At 65.4% G+C, this 14,123-nt stretch carries 14 protein-coding genes; 3 read left to right on the plus strand and 11 right to left on the minus strand.

Annotated features, from left to right (window positions below; genetic code table 11):
- Positions 1–77: 77 nt before the first annotated feature.
- A complete protein-coding gene (locus ACPDZI_RS07195) occupies positions 78–959 on the minus strand; it encodes a DMT family transporter (RefSeq protein WP_438834263.1) in 882 nt (293 codons plus the stop codon).
- A 96-nt stretch (positions 960–1,055) separates the two neighbouring features.
- On the opposite strand from ACPDZI_RS07195, the gene ACPDZI_RS07200 reads away from it, so the two are divergent.
- A complete protein-coding gene (locus tag ACPDZI_RS07200) occupies positions 1,056–1,538 on the plus strand; it encodes a MarR family winged helix-turn-helix transcriptional regulator (protein WP_438834264.1) in 483 nt (160 codons plus the stop codon).
- A 44-nt stretch (positions 1,539–1,582) separates the two neighbouring features.
- On the opposite strand, the gene mltB is transcribed toward ACPDZI_RS07200, so the two are convergent.
- From mltB to ACPDZI_RS07240, 8 genes are all read right to left on the minus strand, one after another.
- Complete coding sequence (gene mltB, locus ACPDZI_RS07205) at positions 1,583–2,686, minus strand: lytic murein transglycosylase B (protein WP_011705439.1); 1,104 nt, start codon at positions 2,684–2,686, stop codon at positions 1,583–1,585.
- 95 nt (positions 2,687–2,781) lie between these two features.
- The gene (locus tag ACPDZI_RS07210) at positions 2,782–3,384 is read right to left on the minus strand and encodes a CDP-alcohol phosphatidyltransferase family protein (RefSeq protein ID WP_408798456.1); all 603 of its coding nucleotides are present in this window, start codon (positions 3,382–3,384) and stop codon (positions 2,782–2,784) included.
- A 14-nt stretch (positions 3,385–3,398) separates the two neighbouring features.
- Positions 3,399–4,037, minus strand: coding sequence for an ATP-binding cassette domain-containing protein (locus ACPDZI_RS07215; protein WP_146062371.1), 639 nt, complete (start codon positions 4,035–4,037; stop codon positions 3,399–3,401).
- Positions 4,038–4,060: 23 nt separating this feature from the next.
- Entirely contained in the window at positions 4,061–5,737 is a 1,677-nt protein-coding gene (locus tag ACPDZI_RS07220; RefSeq protein WP_438834265.1) for an ABC transporter permease, read from the minus strand.
- Complete coding sequence (locus ACPDZI_RS07225) at positions 5,737–6,921, minus strand: ABC transporter substrate-binding protein (RefSeq protein ID WP_438834266.1); 1,185 nt, start codon at positions 6,919–6,921, stop codon at positions 5,737–5,739. The genes ACPDZI_RS07220 and ACPDZI_RS07225 overlap by 1 nt, the downstream gene beginning before the upstream one ends.
- Positions 6,922–6,941: 20 nt before the next feature.
- Positions 6,942–9,095, minus strand: a complete 2,154-nt coding sequence (locus ACPDZI_RS07230) for an FAD-dependent oxidoreductase (protein WP_438834267.1) — start codon at positions 9,093–9,095, stop codon at positions 6,942–6,944.
- Positions 9,095–9,676, minus strand: coding sequence for a carboxymuconolactone decarboxylase family protein (locus tag ACPDZI_RS07235; protein WP_207137287.1), 582 nt, complete (start codon positions 9,674–9,676; stop codon positions 9,095–9,097). The genes ACPDZI_RS07230 and ACPDZI_RS07235 overlap by 1 nt, the downstream gene beginning before the upstream one ends.
- A gap of 11 nt (positions 9,677–9,687) precedes the next feature.
- Positions 9,688–10,362 (minus strand): DUF1499 domain-containing protein, encoded by a 675-nt coding sequence (locus ACPDZI_RS07240; RefSeq protein ID WP_429042257.1) that lies wholly within the window; start codon positions 10,360–10,362, stop codon positions 9,688–9,690.
- Positions 10,363–10,413: 51 nt separating this feature from the next.
- Between ACPDZI_RS07240 and ACPDZI_RS07245 the strand changes: the two genes are divergently transcribed.
- Positions 10,414–10,974 (plus strand): peptide-methionine (S)-S-oxide reductase, encoded by a 561-nt coding sequence (locus tag ACPDZI_RS07245; RefSeq protein WP_438834268.1) that lies wholly within the window; start codon positions 10,414–10,416, stop codon positions 10,972–10,974.
- A gap of 14 nt (positions 10,975–10,988) precedes the next feature.
- Here ACPDZI_RS07245 and ACPDZI_RS07250 read toward each other — a convergent pair whose 3' ends face one another.
- Complete coding sequence (locus tag ACPDZI_RS07250) at positions 10,989–11,267, minus strand: peptidylprolyl isomerase (RefSeq protein ID WP_011705448.1); 279 nt, start codon at positions 11,265–11,267, stop codon at positions 10,989–10,991.
- A gap of 81 nt (positions 11,268–11,348) precedes the next feature.
- Positions 11,349–11,723, minus strand: coding sequence for a hypothetical protein (locus ACPDZI_RS07255; protein ID WP_016350230.1), 375 nt, complete (start codon positions 11,721–11,723; stop codon positions 11,349–11,351).
- A 574-nt stretch (positions 11,724–12,297) separates the two neighbouring features.
- On the opposite strand from ACPDZI_RS07255, the gene tamA reads away from it, so the two are divergent.
- On the plus strand, positions 12,298–14,073 hold the full coding sequence (gene tamA / locus ACPDZI_RS07260) for an autotransporter assembly complex protein TamA (RefSeq protein WP_024943793.1): 1,776 nt from the start codon (positions 12,298–12,300) through the stop codon (positions 14,071–14,073).
- Positions 14,074–14,123: the final 50 nt, after the last annotated feature.

Below are 14,123 nucleotides of genomic sequence, written 5' to 3' on the forward strand. Positions count from 1 at the left end.
TCAAGCACCTGCGGAATATGAAAGAGGAGCCTTGATGGCTCCTCTTTTTTTATTGCGCTTGAGCTGGAGGGTCGTGCTCACGGCCTGCCGCACTGGCCGGTGCTCGCCCGGCGGGCCTGCCAGCGTTTGAAGAAGGGGCGGGCCGGCAGCTTCATCAGGAACAGGGAGAGCAGGATCACCCCGATGCCGAGCCATTGGCGAGCATCCAGCGTTTCCCCCACCATCAGTACGCCGCAGGAGACCGCCACCATGGGGTTGGTGAGGGCCAGCATGCCCATTACCTCCGGGCCGTGGCGCTTGAGCCCCCACAGCCAGGCCCAGTAGGCCAGCGCCGTGTTGAGCAGGATCAGCCAGAGCAGGCCTGGAGCGCTTGCCGGTTGCGGCAGCGGCATGGGGCCGGCCAGCCACCAGGCGAGCGGGATCAGCATCAGGCCGCCCAGCAGCAGTTGCCAGGCGGTCAGCGCCAGCAGATCGCTCACCGGCCAGCGCTGCATCCAGCGGCTGGACTGGCCGATGAGCAGGGTCGCCAGCAGGGCGCAGGTCACGCCGACAGGGTCCAGATTGGCGGAAGGGTTGAGCAGCAGCAAGACTCCAACCAGCCCCATCAGGCCCAGCAGCAGCCATTTCAGGGACGGCCTGACGCCATCTTGCAACCAGGCCAGCAACATCAGGACCAGCGGCAGGGTGGCACCCAGGGTGCCCGCCACGGCCCCTGGCAGCCGGAAGGCGGCCACGAACAGCAGAGCAAAAAACGCAGCGATGTTGCAAAACGCCAGCAGGCACTGCTTGCCCCAAGGCAGGGGCGGCAGACGCGGGCGTACCAGCAACAGGAGCAATCCGGCCGGCAATGCCCGCCACACCGCCACCCAGTAGGGGGAGTAGTCGGTCAGATAGAGGCTGACGACGGCATAGGTGCTGCCCCAGAGCAGGGGGGCCAGCAGGGCGATCAGCATGGGCATCAATTTGTCTCTTTATAAAGTATCTTTAAGTGAAGATAAATTAGCCTCAAATTGGTTTACCATCAAGTATCTCGATAAAAAGATAAGTGGCCGAAGATGGAATCAGATCATGTAGACCTGCTGCTGGCCCAATGGGCCCGGCAGCGACCGGATCTCGACTGCTCTCCCATGGGCGTGCTGGGGCGGGTGGCGCGGATGGCGGCGATCGCCGGACGGGAGGTGAGCGAGGAGCTCAAGGAGTGCGGCCTGCTCGGCAGCGACTTCGACATTCTGGCGACCCTGCGCCGGGCCGGCGAACCGCTCACCCCGACCGTGCTCTATCAATCCGCCATGTTGAGCTCGGGGGCCATGACCGCCCGCCTCGACAAACTGGCAGAGCGGGGCTTGGTCGAACGCCAGGCGGCCCCGAGCGATCGACGTAGCCTGCTGGTCTGTCTGACCGACGCGGGCCGCGAAATGGTTGATCGGGCGGTGGAGCGGCACGTGGCCAACGAGCGGCGCCTGCTGGCCCCATTGACCCCGGCCGAGCAGGATCAGCTGGCCGCCCTGCTCAAGCGCTGGCTGCTGGAAAACGAATAAAAAACGGGCCCGCGGGCCCGTTTTTGGTGTTGCCAAGTTTTGGATCAGTAACCGCCGCGGGCATCCTTGACCGCTAGCCCCAGCTGCCACACCGCCATGGCGTAGTGGGTGCTGTGGTTGTAGCGGGTGATGGTGTAGAAGTTGGGCAGGCCGTACCAGTACTGATAGCCGGTGCCCACATCCAGGCGCAGCAGGCTCGCCTCGCTGTGGTTGCCAAGGGTGCTGGTGGGGGTCAGCCCTGCGCGGCGCAGGGAAGCGACCGGGTAACGGGTCTGGAAGCCGTGCTCATAGCCGGGTAGTTGGCCCTGACCGCGCACAGCCACCGGTTGCCCCTTCTCCCAGCCGTGGGCCTTGAAGTAGTTGGCCACGCTGCCGATGGCATCCACCGGATCCCACAGGTTGGTGTGGCCGTTGCCGTTGAAGTCCACCGCGTAGCGCTGGAAGCTGGAGGGCATGAACTGGCCGTAACCCATGGCGCCGGCGTAGGAGCCCTTGGGTTCGGTGGGATCCATCCCCTCGTCGCGGGTCATCACCAGGAAGGATTCCAGCTCGCTGGTGAAGAACTCGGCCCGGCGCGGGTAGTCGAACGCCAGGGTCGCCAGCGCATCCAGGATGCGGGTCTTGCCCATCACCCGGCCCCAGCGGGTCTCCACACCTATGATGCCGACGATGATCTCCGGCGGCACCCCATACACCTGCTGGGCACGGTTGAGCTCGTTCTCGTACTCACGCCAGAAGCTGACGCCGTTCTGTACGTTGTCCGGGGTGATGAACTTGGCGCGGTAGCGATTCCAGGCGCCGGTCGGGCCGGTGGGCGGCGTGGTGGTGGGGGCCTGGGCATCCATCAGGCGGATAATCCAGTCATAGCGCTCGGCCTGGGCCAGCACCCGGTGCAGCTCGGCGCCGTCGAAACCGTGCTTTTGCACCATCCGCTGCACGAAGTTGTCCACGTTGGCGCGATTGGCGAAGTCTCCCTTGCTGACACCCGGCTGGCTCACCTGCCCGTAGAAGGGTTTGCTCGGCGGCGTCTGGTTGATGAAGGCGCTGTTGGGCTGGGGCTTGACCACGGGCTTGGCAGCCGGCGTGCTGCTGCAGCCATAGAGCATGGGAAACAGGGAGAGGGTGAGCACGGAGACAAGGCGACGCATAAGGTTCTCATGAGCCTGAAAAAGAGTGTCGCCATGGTAAAACATTGTCATCCATGCGCAAGTGTTCCGTAGCGGCCCCCTCCCGCCGTCCTGCCTCAACGCAGGGTGTGATAACCGCTCCAGAGCCGGGTCAGGGTGGTGATGGCGCAGAGCAGGGCAAAGCCGTAGGCGAGCGGGGCGAAGGCGGCGGGCCACAGGCACATCAGCACGAACAGGGCGATGGTCTCGCTCCCCTCGGTGAGGCCGCCCAGATAGTAGAGGGACTTGTGGTGGTAGACCGGATTGTCGATGCCCCGCTTGCTCGCCATGATGGCAAACGCCAGAAAGCTCGCGCCGGTGCCCATGAAGGCAAACAGCAGGGTGGCGGCGGGCAGCGCATTGGCGGGGGCTGCGAGGGCAAAGCCCAGCACCACGGCGGCGTAGAAGATGAAGTCGAGCGTGATGTCGAGAAAGCCTCCGCAGTCGGTGATGCCGGTTTCCCGCGCCACGGCGCCATCGAGCCCGTCCAGCAGCCGGTTGAGCAGGATGGCCGCGAGCGCCCACTGATAGCAGCCAAAAGCCAGCAGCGGCAGCGCCAGCATGCCGATGGCAAAGCCGGTGAGGCTTATCTGGTTGGCGCTGATCCTGGCGCGGCAGAGCGGTCTGGCGAGCCGGGTGAGGGGGCTGCGGATAACGGGGATCAGGTGGCGATCAAACAAGGTGAACTCCTCGGTCAAAAACGGGCTTCGGTGAGCTGAAGTATGGTGCCCGGCGCGTCCTCTTCGTCGTGGGTCACCAGAATGGCGGGGATGGCCAGCGCCTTGATCTGCGCGAACACCAGTTCGCGAAAGGCGGCCCGCAGCGGCTTGTCGAGGCGGGAGAAGGGTTCGTCCAACAACAATGCCTCGGGTTCGGCCAGCAGGGCTCGCAGCAGGCTGACGCGGGCCTTCTGGCCGCCTGAGAGCGCCCCCGGCAGCTTGTCTGCCTGACTTGTCAGATCCACCTGCGCCAGCGTAGCCACCGCCTTTTCTCGCCTCGCCCTGTGCCCCTTCACGCTGGCGGGCATGCCAAACATCAGGTTCTCCGCCACCGTCAGGTGGCCAAACAGCAGATCATCCTGAAACAGCATGCCGATGCGCCGCGCCTGGGGCGGCAGCTGGGTGAGCCGGCGCTCGCCAAGGATCACGTCCCCCTCCAGCCGGATCGGGCCGCTTGCTGGCAGTACCCCCGCCAGCGCCGCCAAGAGCGAGCTCTTGCCACAGCCGCTGGGGCCCATCAGGGTCAGCACCTCACCCGGCGCCACCTGCAGGGCGGGCAGCGAAAACAGCAGGTTTTCCTCCAGATAGAGGCGAAGAGGTGTGGTGCTCAGCATATGGCCATTTCCATCATGAGAGTTCATCGTGAGCTGCCCCCCTTGAGCGCCGGATTGAGTCGGGCTGGCAGCCAGAGCGCCAGCAGATAGATAACGAGCGGCAACAAGAGTTGCAGCAGGCCGTAGAGGCCCGCCAGCCGCCGGTTGAGGCCGCTGCCGATGGCCACCGCCTCGGTGGTGATGGTGACCACCCGGCCTGCGCCAAACAGCAGGGTTGGCAGGTATTGGGAGAGGCTCACCGCAGCCCCTACCGCAAAGGCAAACAGCAGCGGGCGTGCCAGCAGCGGCGCTTTGACCTGCCACCAGGCTCGCCACGGCGTTGCCCCCAGCAGCAGGGCGCTTTGGGTGATCCGCGGGTCAAACTGGCGATAGGGGCCGTGCAGGCAGAGATAGACATAGGGAGAGACAAACAGCAGCTGGCTCCAGAGCACCCAGCTCCAGCCGATGCCATCGCCCTCCCATCCGAGGCTGAACCAGTCCACCCCGAGACGGATGCCGAACAGCAGGCTGGCCTGCGGCAGCAGAAGTGGCAGGCAGATGAGCCAGAGCGGCCAGGGGCGACGGCCCGCCTGTGCCTCCAGGCTCAGCACCGCCATCACCAGCGCTATGGCCCCGCTCGCCAGCGCCAGCAGTATGCTGGTGGTCAGCAGCGACGACAGGGTCGGCAGCAGTTCGAGCCAATAGCGGCCGCTCCACTGGCTCGGCCAGAGGGTGGGAAAGGGCCAGCGCCGGGCCAGTGACCAGAGCAGCAAGGCCCCCAGCACCGCCAGATTGAGGACGATCAGGGCCATCACACTGCCGGTGGCAAGGGTGTGGCCAAGAGCGCTTGGTTTTGAGCGTCTGCCATCGAGCCAGCCGGGTTTGCCAAGGGTTCGATGGGCCAGCTCCAGCAGCCGCAACAGGGCCAGCAGCAGCGCCGTGATGGCGAGCAGCAGCAGGGCGCCGCTGGCAGTGGCACCGCGCCAGGCCAGATCCGGGTCCTGATACCAGAGCCACAAGCGCACCGCCAGCGGGGCGGGGGCATCGGGCCCGAGCAACTGGGCCAGATCCACCACCGCCACCCCGTAGGCGGCCACCGCATAGAGGGGCAGGCGCAAGGCAGGCCAGAGCGCCGGCAGCAGCAGGCGCCACCAGATCTGTGGGGCGCTGAAGCCAAGGCTCGCCCCCAGCCACTGCTGGTGCGCCACCCTGGCGGGGTCTTGCGCGCCGAGCGCCATCAGCAGCAGGAAGGGGGTCTCCTTGAGGGTCAAGGCGAGAATGAGCCCGAGCCCGGCGGGATCGCGCAGGGTCTGCCAGTCGGGGGGCAGTTCAAATCCGGTGAGGGTCGGCGAAAACAGGCGCAGCAACCAGCCGGAGGGAGCGAGCAGAAAGGCAAAGCCGATGGCAAAGGCGACATGGGGCAGCGCCAGCAAGGGTGAGAGCAACCGGCGCAGCCAGCCGAAGGCCCGGCTGTCACTGTGGGCCAGCAGCTGGGCGGTCAGCAGCAGGCTGAGCAGGGTCGAGGCGGCGCCAATCCACAGGCTCAGCAGTGCCGAGTGCCACAGGCCCGGTTGGGCCAGCAGCAATTGCAGATGGGGTCGGGTCAATCCCTCAGCCAGTAGCTGCCAGCCCCCCGCCAGCAGCGGAAGGCCAAAAACCAGGGCGCACCCTGCCGTGAACAGGGGGCGCCAACCGAGGGAATCGTAGCCAAACCGGCTCATCAGTGGCCGTAGCGCTCGGCCCAGGCGGCTTCGAGCCTGAGCTGCCAGCTGGGGTGGGGCTCTGCCACGGCCTTGAAGCGCAGTGCCGGCACCGGCTGCTGGGTGGCGGGCAGGGCATCGGCCCGCAGCACGCTGGGATCGCCCCAGAAGGCGGGCTCGGCCTTGCGTGCCTGGGCGGCGGGGCTCAGCAGGAAGTTGGCCACCACCTTGGCGCCGGCGCGGGCGTTGGCGTTGAAGGGGATGGCGAGGAAGTGGCTGTTGGTGAGCGCCCCTTTCGCCATGGCCACCGCCATCACGCTGGGGGGCAGGGTGCCATTTTGTACCGCGCTCTGCGCCTCCTGCGGATTGAAGCTGATGGCCATGGCCAGCTCGCCGTCATCGAGCAGCTGGCGGGTCTCGGCGGCACTGGTGGGGAACAGCTTGCCCTTGCGCCAGAGAGTCGGGTGCAGCTCATCCAGCCAGGCCCAGAGCGGGGCGGTAACTTTGGCAAAATCGCTCTCGGTCGCCTCCTGATAGAGAGGGGCGGGATCCGGCGTCAGCTCCAGCAAGATCTGCTTGAGAAAGCTGGAGCCGTGAAACTGGGGCGGCTTGGGGTAGGTGAAGCGGCCGGGGTGGGCCTTGGTCCAGGCGAGCAGGGCTGCCGCAGAGGTAGGCAGCTGTTTGACCTCTTCGCCATTAACCATCAGGTTGAGCTGGCCGATTCCCCAGGGGGCTTCCAGCCCCTCCACCGGCACGGTGAAGTCCTCACTCACCGGCAGGGTACGGTCGACCAGCGCCATGTTGGGCAGCTCACGGGTAAAGGGGGCGCCGAGCAGCCCCTGCTCCTTGAGCGCCTTGAAGTTCTCGCCGTTGACCCAGAGCAGGTCGATGGGGCCGCCACTGTGCTTGCCGGCCTGCTTGTTGGCCAGCAACTGGCTGACGCTCTGGGCGATGTCATCCACCTTCACCTGCACCAGTTTGACCTGGTATTCGCGCGCCAGCTCCTGGCCGGCCCACACCAGATAGGTGTTGATCTCCGGGCTGCCGCCCCAGGCGTTGAAGTAGACGGTCTGCCCCTTGGCCTCCTCAAGGGTCTGCTGCCACTGCGGGTTGTCGGCGGCGTAGGCCTGGGTGAAGAGGAGGCTGCCTGCCAGCAGAGGCAGGGCGCGCAACAGCTGTTTGAACGAGGGCAATGAGTGTCGCATCTGGGTTACCTGGAGTTGGGTCAGGCGCCGCGGCGCCAGCGGTGATAACGGGTCAGCAGCGCCAGCAGGGTGGCGGGCTGACGGGCCCGTCGCCACTCGCCCGCCAGATACTTGTTCCCCTCCATCAGGGTGGGATAGGCATGGATGGTGGCGAGGATCTTGCCAAGCCCCAGTCGGTGGCGCATGGCGAGCACGAACTCGGCGATCCGCTCGCCGGCGTGAGTGCCCACCAGGGTGGCACCCAGGATCTGATCCTTGCCGGGTACGGTGAGCACCTCGATAAAGCCCTGACGCTCGCCGTCGGCGATGGCTCTGTCCAGCTCGGCCAGCTCGAAACGGGTCAGCTCGAAGGGGATGCCCTGTACCCTGGCCTCTTTCTGGTTGAGGCCGACCCGGGCGATTTCTGGCGTGGTGTAGATGGCGGCCGGCATGACCCGATAGTCGGCCCGAAAGCGCTTGAACGGGCTGAACAGGGCATTGACGGCGGCATACCAGCCCTGATGGGCAGCGGCATGGGTGAGCTGGTAAGGGCCCGCTACGTCCCCCACCGCCAGAATGCTGGGGTAGTTGGTGGCAAGGAAGCCATCAACCGCCACCGTGCCGCGCGGCGTCAGCTCCACTCCCAGCGCGTCGAGCCCGAAGCCGCTGACGTTGGCGACCCGGCCCAGCGCCAGCAGCAATTGATCCCCTTCCACCACCTGCATTTCTTCGCCTCGGCGCAGTTGCAGCCGGATGGGGAGTTCCCCCGCGGCCGCGGGCAGATAGTCGGCTTGCTCGGCGCGCCAGCCGGTGAGCACCCGCACGCCATCGCGGGCCAGCTGTTCCGCCAGCAGCTCGGCCACCTCCCGCTCTTCGCGGGGCAGCAGCTGATCCGAAAGCTCTACCAAGGTAACGGGAATGCCGAGCAGGGCAAAACTCTGGGCCAACTCGCAGCCGATGGGGCCACCGCCCAGCACCAGCAGCTGGCGCGGCGCGGTGCGCAGTTGCCAGAGGGTGTCGGAGGTGAGCCAAGGCACCTGCTCAAGGCCCGGTAGCGTGGGCACCAGCGGCCGGGCGCCGGTGGCGAGCACGATATGGCGGCTGGCAAGGCGCTGGCCGTTCACCTCGACCTCCCAGGGGGAGACAAGCTTTGCCTCCCCTTCGATGCACTCCACTCCCAGCCCCTGATAGCGCGCCACCGAGTCGTGGGGTTCGACCTCCTTGATGACGCGAGCGACCCGCTCCATCACGGCTGCGAAATCGGCGCTGGTCTGGCTTGGGCCAAAGCCCAGTTCACTGGCCCGGCGCTGCTCGGCGGCAAAGCGGGCACTTCGGATCAGCGCCTTGGAGGGGACGCAGCCGCTGTTGAGGCAATCGCCCCCCATCTTGTGCTTCTCGATGAGCACCACCTTGGCCTTCACCGCCGCGGCGATATAGCTGGTCACGAGGCCGCCGGCTCCCGCGCCAATCACCAGCAGGTTGTAATCATAGTGCTTTGGCTTGCGGTAGGGGGCGTGCAACCGATGCAGGGCGAGGCGCCGCTGCAGCCCCTTGAGCAGCATCGGCATCAGCCCGAGCAGGGTCAGCGCCACCATCAGGCCGGGGGAGAGGATATTGCCGGTGCTGGTGAGGTTGGCAAGCTCGCTGCCCGCCAGCACGTAGACGAAGGTGCCGGGCAGCATGCCAAGCTGGCTCACCCAGTAGTAGGTGCTGACTCTGATGGGGGTGAGCCCCATCAGCAGGTTGACCAGAAAGAAGGGGAAGATGGGGATGAGGCGCAGGCTCAGCAGATATAGCGCCCCTTCCTTCTTCATGCCGGCCTGCAAGCTGGCCAGCTTGTCGCCAAAGCGCCGCTCGACCCAGTCGCGCAGCAGAAAGCGGGCGCTGAGAAAGGCCAGGGTCGCGCCAATGCTGCTGGCAAAGGAGACCAGCAACAGCCCCCAGGCAACGCCGAACACGGCGCTGCCAGCCAGGGTGAGCAGGCTGGCGCCGGGCAGGGAGAGGGCGGTGCTCACCACGTAGACGGCGACGAACAGCAGGACGGCGCTGACGAAATGGCGCTCGACCAGGGCGGCCAGCTCGGCCTGACGGGCCTGCAGCTGGGGCAGGCTCAGGTAGTGACCAAGGTCGAAGGCGAAAAAGGCGCCGATGAGGCAGCCCATCACCAGCACCAGCAGCAGGCGGGAGCCTCTCATCAGGCGTCCTTGTTATCCGGCCGGGCTGGCCGTTCGGGTTGCACCGGCAGCTGGCAGAAGCCCTGCGGGGCGATATCGAGGGCGGCGTTGAACTTGGCCGACATGTTCTGGAAGGCGATGAGGCCGGTCAGCTCCACCATGGCGTCGTCATCGAACCAGGGCTTGAGGCGGGCGGCCTGCTCGTCGCTGACCCCATCGAGGCCCGTCATCGCCTCGGTGTAGTCGAGCACGGCTCGCTCCCGCTCGTCGAACAGGGGGCTTTCGCGCCAGTTGGCGAGCGCCTCCACCTTCTCGCTGGAGCCTGCTCTCTTTACCAGGGTCATGGCGTTGATGTCGACACAAAAGCGGCACCAGTTGAGCTGGGAGACCCGCACCGTCACCAGAGAGCGCAGCACGGGGTCGATGGGGGAGCGCTTGCGGTTGATGACGCCATAGAGGGTGGCGACGGCGGCAAACAGGCGCGGCGAGCGGCCCCAGCACTTGCCCGGGATCAGCACCTGGCCGTAGTTGCGTTTTTGCAGCCAGAAAAAGGGGCGGATGAACCAGGCATATTCCCGATCGGGCTTGACCTCGACGCGCATGGATGACCTTCTTATTGCTTCAAGTTGGGTTTGTAGGCCTGACCCAGCCGCTCGTTGAGGCGGATCAGAAACTCCTCTATGCGGGCCCGGTTGGTGCCCAGGTCGCTCTGCCCCTGACGGGAGGCGGAGCGCATGTCGATGCGGGTCTCCTTGGGGCCGGCAAAGACCCGCAGCGCCACGTCATCCTGAAAACCGAACCAGCCGGTGGTGACCACCGCCTCGAGTCCTTCCGGGCTTGGCCGCACCTGCCAGCCGAGCTGCTCCATCAGGGCGTGGGCCTCGGTGATCACCTCGACCGGGGAGGCGCTGGTAAAGAGAGGACCGGGCTTGCCGTCAATTGCTTTCAAGGGGGCCGGATTAATCGGCAGATCCTGCGCCGTTCTGAGTTCGCTGGCCCAGTGCAGCTGGGGCGGGTTGTTGGGATCCGTGCTCACATCGTTGACCAGCGGCGTGCGCAGCGCCTGCACCACGAAGGCGAGGGGCAACAGCAGTGGCGCGGCGCCCCAGCCATTGGCGCAGCGGTTGCGGCACCAGGGCAGGCGAGCCAGCAAGACGAGGGAGACGAGGGCCCCGAGCAGGCAGAGGGCGAATCCCAGCCACCAGGGCCAGAGGTGAACACGGCTGCCGAGGGCGCCGGCGAGCGGCAGCAACCAGGCCAGCAGTGGCCACCACAAATAACTGGGCATAACGGTGATCCCCTGGTTATGATGAAGAAGTGCCCAGAAGGATAAACTTAATTGACTGATAACGTTAGTAAATTTATCTCAATCCTGCTGCTTTTCCCAAGTGTTCCGTTGTGGGCGGACAGCGCCGTGCTGGCGGCGGGGGACATGTGGCGCGCCGAGGCCGTCTACGAGACCCTGCCCGGGGTCAGCCGGGTGGAGCCGGGCTACGTCAGCCAGCTGGCGGCATCGGGGTCGAGCTGGCGGGAAGTGCCGCCGCGACGCCAGGCGGTGCGCATCGACTATGACCCGGTCAAAGTGGGGTACGGCGATCTGCTCAACGTGTTCTGGCAACTGGTGGATGGACGCGATGGCGACGGCCAGTATTGCAACCGGGGGCTGGCATTTGCGCCGGCCCTGCTGCCTAAAGATGACTATCAGTGGCGCTTGGCCCAGGTGAGCCTGACGCGCTGGCAGGCGCTGCACGGGCGGCCGAGCCGAGTTGCGCTCTGGCCGCAGAGCCGGTTCACCCCGGCGCTGGAGATGGAGGACTGGGCGGCGCGCCACCCCTGGCGTTTCGGCTTCTATGCCCGCCGCTGCGGCGGCTGGCCGGTGGAGTTGAACCCAGAACCCTGAACCGGGCCCTGAACTCAGTTGCGGTAGAGCACCTTGATGAGGTGGAAGCCAAACTTGGTGCGCACCGGGCCGAGTACGGTCAGCAGCTCGCCCTTGAACACGGCATCGTCAAACGCCTTGACCATGTCGCCTTTTGAAAACTCCCCCAGATCGCCGAAGCGCTTGCTGGAGGCGCAGGTGGAGAAGCGCTTGGCCATCTGGCCGAAGTCGGCTCCCTTGGCAATCTTCTCCTTGATCTCCAGACACTCTTTCTCGGTCTTGACCAGGATGTGCTGGGCACAGGCTTTTCTCATCGGGACGCTCCTCGGCGGTGGGCAAATCGGGGGCGCAAAGAGTACTCCAATTCCTGCCGCGCGTCAGCCGTCATGGCAAATTCAGCTGCGGACACGGGCAGCAAGCCGGGTTTTGGGCCGTGCCTGCCAGAGGATCTCCAGCCCGAGCAGGGCGTGCAGGCTCCAGATGGCCAGCGGGTTGAGCCAGTTGCCCCCCAGTTGCAGGGTCGCCAGGGCGCTGCCCGCCAGCAGCAAGGTGATGCCCGGCAGGCGCCAGTGGGTCGGCAGCGGTGCCAGCATGGCCATGCCCAGCAGGATAGCGAGCCCGAATGGCAGGTTCAGCGCGGTGAAGGCGAGCGCCTGCTGGCCGTTCATGCCGGTCAGCAGGGCCAGCAGGGCGCTGCAACAGGCGAGAAAGGTGATGAATTCGAGTCGGTCGGCGATGTAGTCCGCCATCTGTTCGCTGCGTGCGTGCATACGGTGTCTCCTCTGGTGGGATGCGAGCCTTGGTGCAATAAGCCCAGTGTGGACGAGAAGTGAGCAGGGGGGCAGCGGGATAAATCGATTGGGTTGAACGAGGCTTTGATTGCGTGATGGCAACTGCTTGATCCTGCAAGATAAAATGCACTACCTCTGCTGGCTTGGTGCAAGGCGGGCGGCCCAATGGCAGCCAGGATGCAGCTGGCGGGCCCGGCGAGAGGGGCGGTTGCCGTTATCTTGAGCAGTTGCCGACAGTTGATGTCGCGGCCATCGGCAAACAAGGGATGGCGCGATACCGAGCCGGATGGGCCGGCAGGGGCCATCTGGCATGGCCGTACTGGTCATGGATTGCCCTTTTTGGCCCGCAGTGGCATAAGTCTGCGGGGGAAAGTGTGAAAAATACGCGGCCTGCGCGGGCAAAGGCTTCAATAATATGGCGAAATTCGGTGTTACCCCGCTCTGATGTCAGGCCGGGGATATGCTAGGATGAGGCGCGTTTGCGATCGAGTGAGCCTCATATTCGTTCTGAATATCGCATTATTTTAATCATGTTCTTCGGGGAAATTGACGTTTGACAGGATGCAATCCGCCCCTGCCTGCAGGGATCTCACCGCCCGCACGGGCCTTTCGTCGTGGGCTTCGCGCGCTGGGACTGAGCCTCTGTCTGCTGCTGTTCGTCACGCCTGCCATGGCGGCCAAACTCACCTATCAGATCAAGGGACTGAAGGGGGAGAACAAGGACAACGTCGAGGCCTACCTCAATGCCCTGCCGGTCTATCAGGAGCGCCAGTACCGTCCGGCCCGCGCCAAGATCACCGAGAGCGTGCAAAAGGCGCTGCAGGTCTATGGCTACTACCAGCCCAAGATCACCCTGAGCCGTGACAAGAAGGCGCCCGCCAAAGTGATCATCGAGGTGGAGCCGGGCAAGCCGGTCATCATCTCCCGTCTCGACATCCTGCTGGAAGGGGATGCCAGCAGCGACGAGCTCTACAGCGAGCTGTTGGACAAGCTGCCCCTGAAAGAGGGGGATCCCCTCAACCACGGCAAATACGAATCCATCAAGGCGGATCTGGGCAGTCTGGGGCTGGCGCGCGGCTACTTCGACGCCAAGATCAGCAAGAGCCAGGTCAAGGTGTTCCCGGATCAGGGCACCGCCGAGATCTATATCCTGTTTCGCTCCGGCCCGCGCTACCACTTCGGCGAGATCCACTATGACGCCACGCCGGAGGCACTGCGCCTCATCCGTCCGCTCATCAACATCAAGAGCGGCGACCCCTATCTGGCGATCCGGCTGGCAGAGATGTCGCAGGATGTCTCCTCTACCAAGCTGTTCAAGCAGGTAGACATCAAGCCGCTCATCAGCCAGGCCGAGGGCAACCGGGTGCCGGTGCAGGTGACTCTTTCCAACCGGGTCGATCACGAGATTGAAACGGGTATCGGCTATGCCACCGACGTGGGGCCGCGCATGAGCGCCACCTGGGAGAAGCCCTGGGTCAACCGCTACGGCCACCGGCTCAACGCCACCGCTAAGGTCTCCCAGCCCGAGGCTGAGCTCAGCTTCGACTACCAGATCCCGGTGGGCAACCCGCTGCGGGATTACTACTCGCTGCAGGCCGGTTATCAGTACAAGGACAATAACGATACCCGCTCCGACCTGACCACCCTCAGCGTGCACCGCTGGAAGCGGCGGCCGGAGAGCTGGGACCGGGACGTGTTCATCCGGCTGGAGAACGAGATCTATACCCAGGGCGCCGACGAGGGCAACAGCTTGCTGCTGATCCCCGGTGTCTCCTGGTCGCGGCTGCGGGTGCGCGGCGGTCTGGTACCCGACTGGGGCGATCGCCAGCAGCTCACCCTGGAGTTTTCCGACCCCTACTGGGGCTCCGACATCAGCTTCGTGCGGGTGTGGGGGCGCAGCAAGTGGCTGCGCACCCTGGGGGAGGATCACCGCTTCCTGCTGCGGGCCGAACAGGGGGCCATCATAGGGGACAGCTTCTCGCTGGTGCCGCCTTCGCTGCGCTTCTTCACCGGTGGTGACCAGACGGTGCGCGGCTACGGCTACGAGACCATCTCGCCGCGTGGCAGCGACGGCAAGTTGCTGGGGGGCCGCTACGTGAGCGTCGCCAGCGCCGAGTACAACTACCGCTTCAGCGACAAGTGGCTGGGAGCCCTGTTCGTCGACAGTGGTACCGCCACGGTCGACTACAGCGAAGCCTGGAAGATAGGCACCGGGGTCGGCGTGCGCTGGGTCACCCCCATCGGTCAGGTCAGGCTCGATCTGGCGGTGGGCATTTCCGAGGAGGAGAAGCCGCTGCGACTCCACTTCGCGCTGGGGCCTGAACTATGATCCGGCCGCGCTCCACTCTTCTTCTCTTCTGTTCTCCTGACCGGCCGCTG

Source organism: Aeromonas oralensis (genome assembly GCF_049665575.1).
In the GTDB taxonomy this organism is placed as follows: domain Bacteria; phylum Pseudomonadota; class Gammaproteobacteria; order Enterobacterales; family Aeromonadaceae; genus Aeromonas; species Aeromonas hydrophila.